The sequence below is a fragment of the Acinetobacter sp. BEC1-S18-ESBL-01 genome, from assembly GCF_014169935.1.
Taxonomy (GTDB): Bacteria; Pseudomonadota; Gammaproteobacteria; order Pseudomonadales; family Moraxellaceae; genus Acinetobacter; species Acinetobacter pittii.
Window position 1 is genome coordinate 1,808,052 of record NZ_AP022302.1, and the last position, 16,281, is coordinate 1,824,332.

Below are 16,281 nucleotides of genomic sequence, written 5' to 3' on the forward strand. Positions count from 1 at the left end.
TTAATATCAGAAGTGGCTTTCTTTTATTCGAGAAGGACTAATAGTGTTGAACAAATTAATTATGCCAATGCAAGATCACAATTTTCAAAGGTCATGGAAAGAGTGCTGTTAGGTTACGCCGTAAAAATTACACGAAAAGAGAAAGATGCTGTGGTTCTAATCAGTGAAAAGGCATACCTTGAATATAAAAATGCAATGTTTGAGCTCAATAAATTAAAAAACAAAGATTTTTAACCCCCAACAATCCGCTTCTCAAGCATTTCCATAAAGGTTTTTAAAATAATATTGTGGTTTTTGCCCTTGTGAGTAATTAAACAAATGGGTGTGCTGTAATGCATTTTTTCCTTTGAAACAGTTTGCATAAAACCATCTTCAACCCATTTTTTTGCGTAATGGTCGGGTAAAAAACCCAAGAATTTTCCAGTTAAAATCAGAAATGCGATGCCTTCACGGTCACTTGCTGTCGCCTTACAGTCTAAAAGCTGATGCAACTTTGCCGCTTCTGGTGTGATGGCATAATTAGGAAGGATTGCTTGCCATGTTTTTAACTCATCTAAATTCATGTTGCTGCACTGGCTAAACAAGGGATGATTTTTGCCGCAGTACAAAAATGAACTTTCACTATATAAATCAAAATAGTCTAGACCAGACAAAGGCGTAACAAGTGGAATAACACCTGCATGTAAACGGTTATCGAGCACACGGCATTCAATATCTGAAAGGGTGCTCATACTAATGTTAATAATAACTTCGGCATGTTCCTCTGCAAGTTGGGTCAACGTATTGGTGATATTGCCTCTAGGCATAGTCACAAGATTGTTAATAATACCGATATTAAACTCACCCTTAAGACGATTATGCATTTGGTTAACTTTGGAGCGGAAGTCTTCAATCGCTGCCGTAAGTACTTCGATATATTCTAAAATTTCTCGTCCTTCATCGGTCAGGGCAAATCCGGCACGGCCTCGCTGACATAGCCGAATGCCTAAACGATTTTCTAAATCACTCATATGCAAACTGATTGCAGAACGGCTAATGCCAAGAATGCTTTCTGCAGATGTAAAACTATGACAGTCGCAAACCGTTTTAAATATTTTAAGTAATTTAATATCAAAATCAGTGACTTGATTTAATTTTTTAGGTTTCATTTAGTTTTGTTTTTTTAAATCTAAACTCAAGATAATTTGAATTTATCAAACTTATCACGCTATGTACACTCAAACCATAATTTGAAAATAAACAGGAATGGTTATGTTTGATACGGATAAATTTAGCGACTCAGAGCATACTTCGGATGCGGTTCAACCTAATAATATGCATATAAATTATCAAGCACATTGGATGCCTTTCTCTGCAAATCGGAACTTTGCGAAAGATCCGCGCATGATTGTGGGCGCAAAAGGATCATACCTAATTGATGATTCTGGTCGTGAAATTTATGACTCACTCTCAGGTCTATGGACCTGTGGTGCAGGTCATACGCTTCCTGAAATTCAACAAGCGGTAAGTGCACAATTAGGTCAGCTCGACTACTCACCAGCTTTTCAGTTTGGTCATCCATTGTCTTTTAAGCTGGCAGATAAAATTGTTCAGCACATGCCTGAAAAATTACAACATGTTTTTTTTACCAACTCGGGTTCAGAGTCAGCAGATACTGCCATCAAAATGGCACGTGCGTATTGGCGTATTAAAGGTAAACCAAGCAAGACTAAATTGATTGGTCGTGCCCGTGGCTATCATGGGGTAAACGTTGCGGGAACAAGCTTAGGCGGTATTGGTGGCAACCGTAAAATGTTTGGTCAGCTTATGGATGTAGATCATTTACCGCATACCTTGCAGCCGAATTTAACTTTTACCAAAGGCTGTGCAGAAACAGGTGGGGTAGAGCTTGCCAATGAAATGCTTAAGTTAATTGAGCTACATGATGCTTCAAATATTGCAGCTGTCATTGTAGAGCCTATTTCCGGTTCGGCAGGTTGTATTGTACCGCCAACGGGCTATTTACAACGTTTAAGAGAGATCTGTGATCAGCATGACATCTTGTTAATTTTTGATGAGGTGATTACAGGTTTTGGGCGTTTAGGAACGTGGACAGGGGCAGAATACTTTGGGGTAACACCAGATATTTTGAACTTTGCGAAACAAGTAACCAATGGTGCCATTCCTTTAGGTGGTGTGGTGGCGAGCCATGAAATTTACTCAGCCTTTATGCAGCAAGACTTACCTGAACATGCCATTGAATTTACCCACGGCTATACCTATTCGGCGCATCCAGTCGCTTGTGCGGCTGCTTTAGCTACGCTTGAAGTTTTAGAGAAGAAAAACTTATTAGCTCAATCTGCGGCATTAGCGCCAACTTTTGAAAAAATGCTGCATGGTTTAAAAGGCGCACCGCATATTTTAGATATTCGTAATTGTGGTTTGATAGGTGCTTTGCAGTTAGCACCACGTGATGGCGATGCCACAATCCGAGGCTTCGAGCTTGGTATGAAACTTTGGAAAGAAGGGTTCTATGTTCGCTTTGGAGGCGACACGCTTCAGTTCGGCCCAATGTTTAACAGTACAGAAGCAGATATTGACCGCTTATTGAATGCTGTTGGCGATGCACTTTATCAAGTGAATTAAGGTTTATTAGGCATTTTACCGAGGTCTGTAATGCCAACAGACCCATCTTCAAAATCTAAATGAAAAATACAGTTTGATCTGAAAATTAATTGTAGTAAGGAGTAACAACAATGACAAATGGCCTAGAAGATTTTAGCTATGAAGAAGTTTCAACTGAAAATAGTACGCATAGTGAACAAGCCAAAAAAGTGCTAGGGCATTTCATTCAAGGAAGAATTGTATCTAAAACGGCAAGAAAACAGCCAGTTTACAATCCTGCGACGGGTGAAATTAGTAAAGAAGTCGAAATTGCAGATGCTCAAACGGTAAATGAAGCAGTTCAGGTAGCCGAACAAGCATTTCCTGCATGGCGAGATACACCAGTCATTAAACGTGCGCGTGTCATGTTTAAGTTCAAACAATTATTAGAACAAAATGCTGAAAAGATTTGCGCTTTGATTGGACAAGAGCACGGTAAAATTTCTCATGATGCTCAAGGCGAATTACAACGTGGTATTGAAAATGTTGAATACGCTTGCGGTGCACCAGAGCTTTTAAAAGGGGAATATTCAAAAAATGTCGGTCCAGATATCGACTCATGGAGCGAGTTCCAACCTTTAGGTGTTGTGGCTGGGATCACACCGTTTAACTTCCCGGCCATGGTGGCTTTGTGGATGTTCCCAATGGCACTGGTTTGCGGTAACTGCTTTATTTTAAAACCTTCTGAAAAAGCGCCTTCTGTGGTTTTATACCTTGCAGAATTATTAAAGCAGGCGGGTTTACCTGACGGCGTGTTTAACGTGGTGAATGGTGATAAAGAAGCGGTAGATGCCTTATTGCATCATCCTCGTATTCAGGCGGTTAGCTTTGTGGGTTCAACACCAATTGCTGAATATATTTACCGTACTGCAACATCCACGGGCAAACGTTGCCAAGCATTAGGTGGGGCAAAAAACCACGCGATTATTATGCCGGATGCCGATATTGATAACGTGGTAACTTCATTGCTAGGCGCAGCTTTTGGTTCTTCAGGTGAACGTTGTATGGCACTCTCGGTAGCAGTTGCTATTGGTGACGAAGTTGCTGATGTCGTGATTGATAAGCTGACTCAAGAAATGAAAAAATTGAAGTTCGGCAACTATGCAGATGCAAGCAACGACTTTGGGCCACTGATTACCCAAGCACATAAAGACAAGGTACAAGCCTATATTCAAAGTGCAGAACAACAAGGCGCAAAAATTGTGGTTGATGGTCGTGATGCAAAACCAACAGGCTATGAAAAAGGTTTCTTCGTTGGACCGACTTTAATTGATCAAGTCACACCAAATATGACTAGTTACCAACAAGAGATTTTTGGTCCTGTGTTGCAAGTTATGCGTGTGAATACTATGCAAGAAGCCATGCAACTCATTAACGACCATGAATATGGTAACGGTACTTGTATCTATACCCGCGATGGGGAAGCAGCACGTTATTTTAGCAGTCATATTCAAGTTGGTATGGTCGGTATTAATGTGCCTTTACCGGTACCTGTTGCTTATCATAGTTTTGGTGGTTGGAAGCGTTCATTATTTGGTGATTTACATGCTTATGGTCCAGATGGTGTCCGTTTCTACACACGCCGTAAAACTATTACGCAACGTTGGCCGTCTGCTCAGGTCCGTGAAGCAAAACAATTTTCAATGCCAACTTTAAATTAATTATTGCAACAAGGGGAAAACAATAAGTTTTCCCTTTTTCATTACCGTAGGATTTTAAACATGTAATAGATTGTTTTTATAGATATATTTTTAAGGATTGAAATATGAATAATGATACAACAAAAAAATTAGGCGAAGGACTTTCAAATCGCCATATCACAATGATTAGTATTGGCGGTGTTATTGGCGCAGGTTTATTTGTCGGTTCATCTTCTGCAATTGCCAAGGCAGGCCCAGCTGTAATTCTTGCATACTTGATTACCAGTATTATGGTATTTCTGGTGATGCGAATGTTGGGTGAAATGGCCGTTTTAGAGCCGGACACTGGTTCATTTTCTACATATGCCCGTAAAGCGATTGGCCCTTGGGCAGGCTTTACCATTGGTTGGTTATATTGGTGGTTTTGGGTGCTTGCGATTCCTGTAGAAGCGATTGCAGGTGCTGAAATTTTACATTCGTGGTTTCCGAACGTTTCAGTTTCTATTTACGCATTTTGTTTTATTGTGTTCTTAAGCTTAGCCAACTTTTTTAGTACCAAAAGTTTTGGTGAGTTCGAGTTCTGGTTTTCCTTAGTTAAAGTGGTTGCCATTATCGGTTTCATTATTATTGGTATTTTGGCAATTTCAGGTATTTGGCCTTTAGCTAAAAATGTTAGCGGTGTTGCCAATTTATACAATAATGCTGGTTTTATGCCGCACGGTATGGGAGGCATTTTATCGGCAATTTTAATTACGGCATTTTCATTCTTTGGAGTAGAAATTGTCTCAATTGCCGCAGCAGAATCATCAAACCCTAAACAGAAAATTAGACGTGCAACGAACCTCGTGTTGTACCGCATTATTCTTTTCTTCGTGGTCTCAATGTTTATTGCCGTTTCACTTGTCGATTGGCGTTCACCGGACTTACAGAAATACGGGACATTCCAATACGTTTTAATGAGCTTAAACGTACCGGGCACTAAACTCATCATTGATACGGTCGTGTTTATCGCCGTTGCGAGTTGTATGAATGCTGCAATTTATACGTCTTCTCGTATGTTATTTCGTTTGGGTACTCGTAGTGAAGCGCCTCAGGCCGTAACTAAAATCAATTATGCGGGCGTACCTGCAATTGCAGTATTTTCTTCAACTTTTATTGGTTTAGTGTGTTGTGTTATTAACTATGTATTCCCTGGAAAAGTATTTGGCTTATTACTTTCAAGCACAGGGTCAATTGCTTTACTGGTGTACTTGGTTATTGCATTCTCACAACTACGTTTAAGACATAAGTTAGAAGCAGCTGGAGCGGAAATACCATTTAAAATGTGGTTATTTCCATGGTTAACTTGGTTTGTCATTATCATTATTTTAAGTGTATTGGCTTATATGTTCTTCTCACCAGCCTATAGTTATGAAACCACTTTATCTTTAGGTGTAACTTCGCTTGTGGTTGTTTGTGGGTTGTTCGTCACGCGAAAGCGTAAAGCAACCAGAGCGGTTGCCATGAATTTGGATTAATTAAAAAAGAGACCATAAAAGGTCTCTTTTTTCTCTCATATTCCAAGATTTAGATGAACTATTTAGTCGTATCAATAGAGACTAAAACCGATAAACCTGGGCGTAATAATTTAACGTCTTTTTGATTTTCAATAAGCTTAATTCGTAAAGGAAGGCGCTGAACAATCTTGGTAAAGTTACCAGTCGCGTTAGTCGCCGAGATGGGAGAGAAAAATGCGCCAGTAGATGGAGAGAAGCTGTCTACCACACCTTTTAGCTCAACGTTATAAGCATCTACATAGACATTAACAGGTTGTCCGATCTTGATCTTTTTTAACTCAATTTCACGGAAGTTGGCTTCTACATAAACCTGATCTAAAGGAACAACCACCATGAGTGGATTACCAGCGCTCACAAAGTTACCTACGTTAGCTGACTTTTGACCAATCATTCCATCAATAGGCGCACGAACTTCTGTATAGCTCAAATTCAGTTTTGCTTTATCAAGCGCCGCTTGTGCTTGTTTAAGAGCCGCTTGTTTGGCTTGTACCTGAATCTTGTATTGGTTGAGCTGATACTGTGCATCAATCACTTTTTCTTTACTGCTGTCTAAGTCAGCATATTGTTCAGTCAATGTAGTCTTAGATTGCTGTGTAATTAATCTAGACTCGGCCCCAAGTGCCTGTAGTTGCTCATAACGCGCCGTATTATCTTTTGTGAGTTTAATTCCAGCTTCTACTTTTCTCAGCTGTGCTTCAGTTTCTCGAATAACAGTGGGTTGTCTATCCACTGCGAGCACTGCTTCACTTAAATCTGCTTGTGCTTTGGCATAATTAGATTCAGCTTCAGCCAAAGTAGCTTGATAATCGCGTGCATCAATTCTTGCTAAAAGTTGGCCTTTTTTTACGGTCTGATGATCTTTAATATAAATTTCCTCAATATTGCCAGATACCTTAGGGGCAATAGTTGAGTACTCTACATCTACACGTGCATCGTCTGTTTCAACAATTGAAGAGGGTAAAAATATAAGTTTTAAAACCCATAAAATGGATGCTAAAACAATAATAAATGCGATAACCATAACCCAATGCTTTTTGAGATATTGCACCTTTGTTAACTTGGGTGGCTCGGTGTTGGTGGTATCTTGGGCTTCGAGAGTACTCATAAAGATTTTCCTGAGTTATGACTATTCATTAACTTAATGAGAGCAATACGTGGCGGATAAGTTCGAACTGGCAAAATCAACATCACGATGAACAAAATAGCGGTAAGGCCAGCTAAGATGAGATATTGATCGCTAATAACTAAAACTGATTGTTGCGCTTGAATCGCAGAATTTAGGGCAGATAAACCACCTGAAACACGATCTGCACCATTTGCGGTGAGCACAGGTGGAGTAAGTGGGTTAATAACAGGGCCTTGAATATTTTGGAAAACATGTTGAGCAGTATTTTCAATCAGTCGTGTTGAATGGTATTCACCGCGAACTCGATTGACCCAGTCCAAAATACACACACCTAGTACACCGCTAATAGCACGCGGGGTATTAATCATAGGGGATGCATAAATTGCCATGGTTGGGTGAACACTGTTTGTACCCATCATTAAGAGCGAGAGCACGACACAGGTTTGCCCCAGACATGAGATTGCATGCCAAAAATAAAATTGGTCTTGATTCCATGTGGTATCAAGTTGACTTGCACCTAGGCAACCCGCAATGACCAGAAGTAAACCAAATCCGTGTACATATCGGCTATCCACCCAAGCTTGATTTAAAAGCTTCACAACAATAGGAATATAGATAAATTGCAATGCCGCAATTTGTAAGCCAATCCACATGGTCTGAGTGGGTTTATAGCCATGCACTGCACTTAAGTAATTCAGTGGTAATGTGCTAGTGGACATACCAATAATGACAAAGCAAAAGAGTGCGAAAACAGCATAAGCAAAATTTCGAATTTCGAGCATTTGCGGTTTAATGAGTGGTGACGGATAACGCCATTCATGTATAAAAAACCAAGGTAAAGTAATCGCACTGATTAAGGCCAATACACAAATTAATTGGGAATGGAACCAGTCCAAATGATTGCCATGCAATAACATGGTGCTCAGGCTCGCTAGGCTAATAATCGCTAAAATGGCACCTATCCAATCGTAAGTTTTTATTCTTGAATAATTCAATGGATCTTGAGGAATACCAAAATACACCAGAGCAGCACTTAGCGCACAAAAAGGAATGGTTTGGAAAAATATCATTTTCCAGCCAATTACATCTAAATAAAACGCAGAGAGTGCAGCACTTAAGTTGGGAAAGAACGTCGCAGTTAATGCATAGCAGGCGAGACCCCATAGCCGAATGTCAGGTCCTAAAAATCTAAGCGCACAGGCCATGAGCAAAGGAATAGTTAAACCATTGGCGAGCCCTTGTAAGCCACGCAATAAATAAAAGATTTCGATATTTGGACTAAAAGGAATTAAAACGCTAGAAAAGAGACAAAGTCCTATAGCAAAAAGCAGAACTCTGCGCATAGAAAAAATGACTGCCCAACTGGTAGACAGAATCATGCCAATAATCATGGCACTTGCGTAAATACTGTTGACCCAATAGCCAGAGTCAACACTAATTCCCATCGCGCCACGAATGTCGACTAAGGTAATGCTGGTGATTCGGTTATTAAATTCAACAGTCATTGCAGCAAATATTGCACCTGCTAAACCGATGAGTGGCTTTGTATTCATTTTTTACCTTAAATCTTAAACATCCATTTATTGCATGGAGCAGATATTTACTGTACTGTACCGATCGGTACTCTACTCTTTAATTAAATTTCCGTCAATTCTCGATTTTGAACTTTTCGATGAGTTACACTTAGAATGAAATCGCTAAAATTTTTATAAGGTCAATATGTCAGTTTCAACTAAAGCTCATGAAAAAGATCAAAAAATTCTGGATGCGGCAACCAAGTTTTTTTTGATTCACGGTTTTAGTGGAACAACGACAGACATGATTCAAAAGGAAGCGGGTGTTTCAAAAGCAACGATGTATGGGTGCTATAAAAATAAAGAAGCGATGTTTGCAGCGGTGATTGAACGTCAATGTACCAACATGCAAAAACAAATTATTTTAGTTGAAACAAAAGCCGACAATTTACGCTCAGCACTAACTGAAATCGGGAAGACCTATCTGTGTTTTATATTATCGCATTCAGGTTTGGCTTTTTTTAGGGTCTGTATTGCAGAAGCGGTAAGATTCCCAGAGTTATCTGAAAAATTCTTTGAATTGGGTCCACAGCGTCTAGCAAATATCATTGCAGGATATCTAGAAAAATCCGTTAAACAGGGCGAAATTGAATTAAGCTCTTCTTCAGAAGTTGCTGCGAATATATTTTTATCGTTATTAAGAAGTGATGCTCATCTAAAATGTTTGACGCATCCTGATTATTTAATATCAGAGAATGAAATTAGTACTTGGGTTGAATACGCTGTTGATTTGTTTTTAAAAAATATCAATTACAAATCAAATTAATTTAGGAAATTTTATTCTATCTATAAGCTCTGGATGTAGCAAATAAAAAAAGAGACCAGTTTGTGGTCTCTTTTTTATTTATTAGATCGCTTCTCTAGTCATCTCACCATTGACCAATCTTAAAATCTGCAACGGGTTGCTATCTTTTAAAGCCTCTGGCAACAAACTTTGTGGGTAGTTTTGATAACACACAGGACGCAAATAACGATCAATTGCCAAGGTTCCAACTGAGGTGCCTCTTGCATCTGAAGTGGCTGGGTATGGCCCGCCGTGCACCATCGCATCACATACTTCTACACCTGTTGGGTAACCGTTTATAAGTAATCGACCTGCTTTTTCCTCTAGCACAGGGACCACATCTGCAAACTCGCTTAAGTCAGCTTCATCGGCAATTAAAGTCGCAGTCAGTTGTCCATTCATGCTTTGTAGTGCCTGAATGAGTTGGGCTTTATCTTCAACTTCAATGATGACTGTAGTTGGCCCAAAGATTTCTTCTTGCAGAAGTTGGTCGCCTGCCAGTAATAATTCAACATCCGCTTTAAACAGTTGCGGCTGCGCTTGATTGCCTTTTTGAGTATTGCCTGCCAAGTGTTCAATACCTTGATGCTCAGTTAAATGCTCAAGACCAGCGGTATAACTTTTTAAGGTGCCGGCATTCAGCATAGTCTGCGCAGGCTTAGCGCCCATAATTTCAGTCAGGTTGCTAATGAGCTGAGTAAATTCGGCTGATTTAATCCCTAAAATTAAACCCGGATTGGTACAGAACTGACCACAGCCTAAAACCACTGAATCTGCCAAGTCCTGTGCAATCTTTTCACCACGGTTTTTTAAGGCTTCTGGCAACATCAGCATCGGGTTAATGCTGCTCATTTCAGCAAATACGGGAATCGGTTGTGGGCGGGCTGCGGCCATGTCACATAAAGCTCGACCACCACGAAGTGAACCTGTAAAACCTACAGCCTGTATTAAAGGGTGCTTCACTAAAGGTTCACCCACGCCATTACCATAGATCATGTTAAATACGCCTTTAGGCATATTTAATTTTTCTACTGCACGTTCGATTGCCTGCGCTACAAAATCTGCTGTCGCCATATGTCCACTATGGGCTTTTACCACCACAGAACAACCTGCGGCGAGTGCCGAAGCAGTGTCACCACCTGCGGTTGAAAATGCTAAGGGGAAGTTACTTGCCCCAAAGACTGCCACAGGGCCAACACCGATTTTAATCTGGCGTAGGTCTGGACGAGGTAAAGGCTGACGCTCAGGTAAAGCAGTATCAATACGGGCACCTAAAAAATCACCACGGAGCAACACTTTGGCAAACAAACGCATTTGCCCACTGGTACGGGCACGCTCACCTTGCAAACGTGCAAGTGGCAAAGCAGTTTCCTGTGAGACGATTTCAAGAAAATCTGTGCCCAAGGCATCGAGCTCATCGGCAATATTTTCTAAAAAAGTAGCACGCTGTTCAGGTGATGTATGGCGGTAAGTCTTAAACGCTTGACTTGCAGCTTCACAGGCTTGATTCACCTCTTGCTCGGTTGCATGGTGAAAATCATAAGGCAAAGTTTCACCAGTCGTAGCATGAATGCTTTTTAATAAGGTTGTACCTTGTGCGCTGCGTGAACCGCCAATAAAATTGTGTCCGATAATGGTCATAACAAATATCCTGAAATTAATGAGAGTGTCTTGGAAGGTTGTCTTGATTTACGACTCGCATATATAAAGTTGCAGGTTCCAAACAACCGCCAGTAGATAATTGCCCCACCATGTTGCGATACATTTCTTGCCAAGGTGTTTGAGAGGCTGAGACCGTCGGTTTCCATTCACGGCGCCGTTGTTCTAACTCTTCGTCAGAAATAAGCACGTTGACAGAACGTTTATTTAAATCAATACGTAAACGGTCATTGGTTTTTAATAAAGCAATTCCACCGCCTACCGCCGCTTCGGGTGACATATTTAAAATTGAAGGGCTGGCAGACGTACCGCTTTGACGGCCATCTCCTAGGCAAGGCAGTGAATCGATACCTTTTTTAATTAACTCTGCGGGTGGGGCCATATTTACAACTTCCGCACTGCCCGGATAACCTACCGTACCTGCGCCACGAATGACTAAAATACAATGTTCATCAATGTTTAAAGCAGGGTCATTAATTCGTGCGTGGTAGTCTTCGGGACCTTCAAAAACGATTGCACGTGCTTCAAAGCTATTTTCACTATTTGGGTCAGATAAATAGGTTTTCTTAAATGCTTCGCCCACTACAGACATTTTCATAATGGCGCTGTCAAAGAAATTACCACTGAGCACAATAAAACCAGCACCATGTTTCAAAGGTTGTTCATAAGGGAAGATGACATCTGCATTTGAGGTTTTTGCATTTTTAGCAATTTCCCCAATTGTTTTACCGCTGACTGATGCACAGTCTTCATGTAAAACGCCCGCTTTTTGTAATTCATGTAAAACAGCAGGAACACCGCCAGCACGGTGAAAACCTTCACCCAAATATTTACCCGCAGGCATGCAATTCACAATGAGCGGAATGTTTTCTCCAACGTTTTGCCAGTCTTCTAAACTCAGCTCAATACCCATATGACGAGCAATTGCAATTAAATGAGGAGGGCAGTTACTTGATGCGCCTAATGCTGAGGCTACAGCAATGGCATTTTCAAATGATTGTTTGTTCATGACTTTAGATGGACGTAAATCTTCTAAAACCATTTCACATATCCTTTTTCCAGTCATATAGGCCATTTGCCCACGTTCGCGATAAGGCGCCGGAATACTTGCACATGTCGGTAAAGACATACCCAACGCTTCTGCCAAAGCATTCATAGAAAGTGCAGTGCCCATGGTGTTGCAATGCCCGACCGAAGGCGATGCTGAAGTGGTCATTTCCATGAAGCCTTCATAGTCGATTTCACCTGTGGCAAGTAAATTTCTTGCATGCCAAAGTACCGTGCCTGAGCCAATTAACTCACCTTTAAAATGACCATCTAACATTGGCCCACCAGATAACACGATTGCCGGTATATCTGTTGTTGCGGCTGCCATTAAACATGCAGGTGTCGTTTTATCGCAGCCCGTTGTTAGTACCACACCATCAAGTGGATAGCCATGTAAGATTTCAACTAGACCTAAGTAAGCTAAATTTCTATCGAGTGCAGCAGTAGGGCGTCGAGACTGTTCAGCAATTGGGTGAACGGGAAATTCCATAGGAATACCGCCCGCATCTCGAATGCCTGCTTTCACACGTTCAGCAAGCTCTTTGTGATGACGATTACATGGAGTTAAATCACTACCTGTTTGTGCGATACCAATAATAGGGCGGCCTGATTGTAGCTCGGCACGGGTCAGGCCATAATTCATGTAACGCTCGACATAGAGTGCTGTCATGTCGGCATGTTCAGGATCATCAAACCATTCTTGGCTACGTAAAAAAATCCGTTTATCTTGATCATTCATTTTTAGATCCTTCTACTGATCTCGCTCAGCAATTTAATTTTTTAAGTGATGAATATTACGATTGAACCAGTCGATAATACTTGAAAATTATAGTAATTCGCGTTGTTTTAAATTGTGCATCAAAGCATTTATGCCAAAATTCCACGGCATCGCTTTATCACTGGTCATGACCGTGTTGTATAGAGTGCCGAGCTTTGGTGAATGGATACGAACTATATCTCCCACTTTATGGGTAAAGCCTGCACCAGCTTGTTCACGGTCTTGAGTAGGCGCAAATAAAGTACCCAAAAACAAAACAAAACCGTCTGGATATTGGTGATTTTCATTCAGCGTTTGTTGTATTAAATCTTCGGGATCACGGCTAATTTGAGACATAGAGCTAATCCCATTGAGCACAAAGTTATCTGTACCTTGAATTTGCAGTTCAACATCACAAGCGCGAATATCATTTAAAGTAAAAGTATGATCAAAAAGGCGAATAAACGGGCCGATTGCACAAGATGCATTATTATCTTTTGCTTTGCTTAACAAGAGGGCACTACGACCTTCAAAGTCCCTTAAATTCACATCGTTACCTAAAGTCGCACCTAAAATCTTACCTTGGCTATTGGCAACTAATACGACTTCTGGTTCTGGATTATTCCACTCAGACTTTGGGTGAATACCAATATTTTGACCCGTTCCTACGGCTGCTAAGACAGGTGCTTTAGTAAAAATTTCAGCATCGGTACCAATACCCACCTCAAGATATTGAGACCACATTTTTTGTTCAATTAAATATTCTTTGAGTTGCAGCGCTTTTTCAGAACCGGGTTCAATTGTTTTTAAATTATCGCCGATTACCCCTTGTACAATTTCACGGATGGATTGGGCTTTTTGTGCATCGCCACCTGCTTGCTCTTCAATCACGCGTTCTAACATGCTTGCGGCAAAAGTAACACCAGCTGCTTTAATCACTTGCAGATCAATAGGGGCTAAAAAATATGCCTTGTTTGTATCTGGCTCGGCGACTGTATTGGCAAACAACTCATCAATTGAGCCAACTAATTTTCCTTCAATTTCAGCTAAAGCTTTTAAAGGATCTGAACTCTCAAGTAACTTGGAAATAGTGTGGAACTTTTCAGAAATATCAAAAACCTGATCACCTTTTAAAAGAATCGGAGATGGACCGGAAATTTGGTTGGGAATCCATGCGCGACCAATTAAACATCCTTGAGTAGCATCGTCTGGTAATGAGTTCTGGGAATTTAACGTAAAGTTCATTTAAAGCATCCTTCTTTTATTTGAAATCATGATATGTTTCTTATTTAATAAACACCAATCGTAATAATTTAATTATTAATAACGAAAAGTTATCGAAAAGGATTTTTGAAAATGGCGGATTTAACTTACGCAAGTTTAAATAATTGGTTGAAATTCAAACATCTGGTGTTGTTAGAAACTTTGGCGAGGACCAATAACATGCATTTGGCAGCCGAGCAGATGAACCTAAGTCAGCCCGCGGTGAGTAAAATGCTAAAGGAAATAGAAGGTTTACTGGGCTTTCCTGTTTTTGAACGATTACCTCGAAATATGCCAGTAACGGCTTTAGGCGAACATGTAATTCGATATGCCCAGCGTGTATTAAACGATGCAAAGCATTTTGTCGAAGATATTGAAATTTTACGGTTAGGCGGTCACGGGTTTTTAAAAGTAGGTGGTATCTTTGCAGCAACCGCTGTGGTGATTCCAAACTCAATTATTGAGATTAAGAAACAATGGCCGCTACTTTCTATTGATGTTGTTGAGCAGACCAGTGACCATTTAATGGAAATGCTAAGTGAACACACTTTAGATTTAGCTATTGGCCGTTTTACCGATGTGACGCAAAGTCAGTTTTTTGATTTTCAACCTTTAGGCCCAGAGCCGTTTTGCATTGTTGTTAATAATGCTCATCCATGTGCCAAGAAAAAGTTTTGTACATTAGAAGAATTATTAAATTGGCCGTGGGTACTTTATCCTAAAGGCACGCCAATTCGACAACGTATGGAAGGCGCATTTGCCCGAGCTAAAGTCAAAATTCCTTTAAATACAGTCAATACCATGTCGATGCAGACCTTTTTGCAGATATTAAAAGGTGCGCCTATGGTAGGAATGTTGCCCGAAGCCATGGTGATCGATCAGGTAAAAGAAGGGCAATTGCAGATTTTAGAAACGGATTTGATTTTAGATGCGCAGGATTATGGAATTTTGACGCGTAAAGATGAACCAGTTTCTGATATTGCAGCAGCATTTATTAATATCTTACTTAAAAATGCGAAACGTAAATAAAGTATTCAGCCTCAAGCCATGGAGTGGTTTGAGGTTTTCAAGTTGAAAGACAACTTGCTTTATTGAGTAAATTTATAAACATAAAACTGATATTAAAAAGTTATCAATATTTAGAAATTATTCATTGGAAATTATTGCAGGGACTCCTTATCGTTTAATTCACGACAATTACAAAAGTTTTTAAGTGAATAAAAACTAGGAAAGGACCTCTGTATGAATGTGCTAATCACTGGTGGAACAGGTTTTATTGGAAAACAAATTGCTAAAGAGATTTTAAAAGCTGGCAGTTTGACTTTAGAGGACAATAAACCTGAGCCCATCGATAAAATTATTCTGTTTGATGCATTTGCTGGCGATGATGTGCCACAAGATCCTAGAATTGAAGTGATTGTCGGCGATATTACCGATAAAACTACAGTTGCTCATATTACAGAAAATATTGATGTCGTTTGGCATTTGGCTGCTGTAGTGAGCTCGGCAGCCGAGGCTGATTTTGATTTAGGTATGGATGTTAATCTGTATGGACTCTTAAATTTATTAGAAGAATTAAGAAAGAAACAAACCACGCCTCGAGTCATTTTTGCCAGTGGCTGTGCTGTATTTGGCGGACAGTTGCCAGAGATTGTGACAGATGAGACAGTGGTTACACCAAAGTCCTCTTATGGCATGCAAAAAGCCGTAGGAGAATTGCTGGTCTCGGATTACTCAAGAAAAGGCTTTATTGATGGCCGTATTTTAAGACTACCGACTATTGTGGTTCGTCCTGGTAAACCCAATAAAGCGGCATCGACATTTTTTAGTTCCATCATCCGAGAACCATTAAAAGGCGAAACGGCCATTTGCCCAGTACCGTCAGATACTCCAGTCTTTGTTACTTCACCGCGACGTTGTGTTGAGTCGATGATTAAAGCGGCGTCAATTTCTTCAGATGTACTTCAAGATAACCGAATCATTCCGTTACCCGGATTAACAGTTACGGTTAAAGAAATGCTGGAAGCGCTTGAAAAAGTTGCGGGGAAACAAGCAACTGATTTGGTGCAATGGCAAGAAGACAAAACCATTCAACGTATTGTTCAAAGTTGGCCTGTTCAGGTGAAAGCTGAATATGCCGAATCTTTAGGTTTCCAAGCAGATAAAAATTTTGAAAGCGTGATTCAGGCACATATAGAAGATACCCAAAATTAATGGCAGTGATCGCCAGTT

At 40.3% G+C, this 16,281-nt stretch carries 13 protein-coding genes; 7 read left to right on the forward strand and 6 right to left on the reverse strand.

Going from position 1 to position 16,281, the window contains the following annotated elements:
* The first annotated feature begins 12 nt into the window (after positions 1-12).
* The gene (locus H7R46_RS08455; protein ID WP_032012936.1) at positions 13-234 is read left to right on the forward strand and encodes a type II toxin-antitoxin system Phd/YefM family antitoxin; all 222 of its coding nucleotides are present in this window, start codon (positions 13-15) and stop codon (positions 232-234) included.
* On the opposite strand, the gene H7R46_RS08460 is transcribed toward H7R46_RS08455, so the two are convergent.
* A complete protein-coding gene (locus H7R46_RS08460) occupies positions 231-1,148 on the reverse strand; it encodes a LysR family transcriptional regulator (RefSeq protein ID WP_032012934.1) in 918 nt (305 codons plus the stop codon). The two genes, H7R46_RS08455 and H7R46_RS08460, sit on opposite strands and share 4 nt — an antisense overlap.
* A gap of 97 nt (positions 1,149-1,245) precedes the next feature.
* Between H7R46_RS08460 and H7R46_RS08465 the strand changes: the two genes are divergently transcribed.
* The 3 genes from H7R46_RS08465 (at position 1,246) to H7R46_RS08475 (ending at position 5,800) form a co-directional block, all read left to right on the forward strand.
* Complete coding sequence (locus H7R46_RS08465; protein WP_081405399.1) at positions 1,246-2,625, forward strand: aspartate aminotransferase family protein; 1,380 nt, start codon at positions 1,246-1,248, stop codon at positions 2,623-2,625.
* A 110-nt stretch (positions 2,626-2,735) separates the two neighbouring features.
* Entirely contained in the window at positions 2,736-4,304 is a 1,569-nt protein-coding gene (locus H7R46_RS08470) for a CoA-acylating methylmalonate-semialdehyde dehydrogenase (protein WP_042783357.1), read from the forward strand.
* A 104-nt stretch (positions 4,305-4,408) separates the two neighbouring features.
* Complete coding sequence (locus H7R46_RS08475; protein WP_005075928.1) at positions 4,409-5,800, forward strand: amino acid permease; 1,392 nt, start codon at positions 4,409-4,411, stop codon at positions 5,798-5,800.
* Between the two features lie 58 nt (positions 5,801-5,858).
* Here H7R46_RS08475 and H7R46_RS08480 read toward each other — a convergent pair whose 3' ends face one another.
* Positions 5,859-6,944 (reverse strand): HlyD family secretion protein, encoded by a 1,086-nt coding sequence (locus tag H7R46_RS08480; protein WP_032012930.1) that lies wholly within the window; start codon positions 6,942-6,944, stop codon positions 5,859-5,861.
* Positions 6,941-8,518 carry an MFS transporter gene (locus H7R46_RS08485; RefSeq protein WP_032012929.1) on the reverse strand — a complete coding sequence of 526 codons (1,578 nt, stop codon included), beginning with the start codon at positions 8,516-8,518 and terminating at the stop codon, positions 6,941-6,943. The genes H7R46_RS08480 and H7R46_RS08485 overlap by 4 nt, the downstream gene beginning before the upstream one ends.
* A gap of 166 nt (positions 8,519-8,684) precedes the next feature.
* Here H7R46_RS08485 and H7R46_RS08490 point away from each other — a divergent pair, with 166 nt between their 5' ends.
* A complete protein-coding gene (locus H7R46_RS08490; protein WP_032012928.1) occupies positions 8,685-9,305 on the forward strand; it encodes a TetR/AcrR family transcriptional regulator in 621 nt (206 codons plus the stop codon).
* Positions 9,306-9,386: 81 nt separating this feature from the next.
* Here H7R46_RS08490 and H7R46_RS08495 read toward each other — a convergent pair whose 3' ends face one another.
* The 3 genes from H7R46_RS08495 to H7R46_RS08505 all read right to left on the reverse strand — a co-directional run bounded on the left by H7R46_RS08495 (position 9,387) and on the right by H7R46_RS08505 (position 14,031).
* On the reverse strand, positions 9,387-10,964 hold the full coding sequence (locus H7R46_RS08495) for an aldehyde dehydrogenase (NADP(+)) (RefSeq protein ID WP_042783356.1): 1,578 nt from the start codon (positions 10,962-10,964) through the stop codon (positions 9,387-9,389).
* A gap of 16 nt (positions 10,965-10,980) precedes the next feature.
* Positions 10,981-12,768: an IlvD/Edd family dehydratase gene (locus H7R46_RS08500; RefSeq protein WP_032012923.1), complete on the reverse strand. Its 1,788-nt coding sequence runs from the start codon at positions 12,766-12,768 to the stop codon at positions 10,981-10,983.
* Between the two features lie 87 nt (positions 12,769-12,855).
* Entirely contained in the window at positions 12,856-14,031 is a 1,176-nt protein-coding gene (locus tag H7R46_RS08505) for a fumarylacetoacetate hydrolase family protein (RefSeq protein ID WP_032012922.1), read from the reverse strand.
* A gap of 111 nt (positions 14,032-14,142) precedes the next feature.
* Between H7R46_RS08505 and H7R46_RS08510 the strand changes: the two genes are divergently transcribed.
* Positions 14,143-15,078 carry a LysR family transcriptional regulator gene (locus H7R46_RS08510; RefSeq protein WP_017481093.1) on the forward strand — a complete coding sequence of 312 codons (936 nt, stop codon included), beginning with the start codon at positions 14,143-14,145 and terminating at the stop codon, positions 15,076-15,078.
* Positions 15,079-15,291: 213 nt separating this feature from the next.
* Positions 15,292-16,263, forward strand: coding sequence for a D-erythronate dehydrogenase (gene denD, locus H7R46_RS08515; protein WP_032012920.1), 972 nt, complete (start codon positions 15,292-15,294; stop codon positions 16,261-16,263).
* The last annotated feature ends 18 nt before the right edge of the window (positions 16,264-16,281 follow it).

Coding starts and splice junctions, on each gene's coding strand:
- H7R46_RS08510 (WP_017481093.1), top strand. CDS start 14,143: ATGGCGGATTTAACTTACGCAAGTTTAAATAATTGGTTGAAATTCAAA.
- denD (WP_032012920.1), top strand. CDS start 15,292: ATGAATGTGCTAATCACTGGTGGAACAGGTTTTATTGGAAAACAAATT.
- H7R46_RS08485 (WP_032012929.1), bottom strand. CDS start 8,518: ATGAATACAAAGCCACTCATCGGTTTAGCAGGTGCAATATTTGCTGCA.
- H7R46_RS08495 (WP_042783356.1), bottom strand. CDS start 10,964: ATGACCATTATCGGACACAATTTTATTGGCGGTTCACGCAGCGCACAA.
- H7R46_RS08490 (WP_032012928.1), top strand. CDS start 8,685: ATGTCAGTTTCAACTAAAGCTCATGAAAAAGATCAAAAAATTCTGGAT.
- H7R46_RS08475 (WP_005075928.1), top strand. CDS start 4,409: ATGAATAATGATACAACAAAAAAATTAGGCGAAGGACTTTCAAATCGC.
- H7R46_RS08505 (WP_032012922.1), bottom strand. CDS start 14,031: ATGAACTTTACGTTAAATTCCCAGAACTCATTACCAGACGATGCTACT.
- H7R46_RS08465 (WP_081405399.1), top strand. CDS start 1,246: ATGGTTATGTTTGATACGGATAAATTTAGCGACTCAGAGCATACTTCG.
- H7R46_RS08500 (WP_032012923.1), bottom strand. CDS start 12,768: ATGAATGATCAAGATAAACGGATTTTTTTACGTAGCCAAGAATGGTTT.
- H7R46_RS08470 (WP_042783357.1), top strand. CDS start 2,736: ATGACAAATGGCCTAGAAGATTTTAGCTATGAAGAAGTTTCAACTGAA.
- H7R46_RS08460 (WP_032012934.1), bottom strand. CDS start 1,148: ATGAAACCTAAAAAATTAAATCAAGTCACTGATTTTGATATTAAATTA.
- H7R46_RS08480 (WP_032012930.1), bottom strand. CDS start 6,944: ATGAGTACTCTCGAAGCCCAAGATACCACCAACACCGAGCCACCCAAG.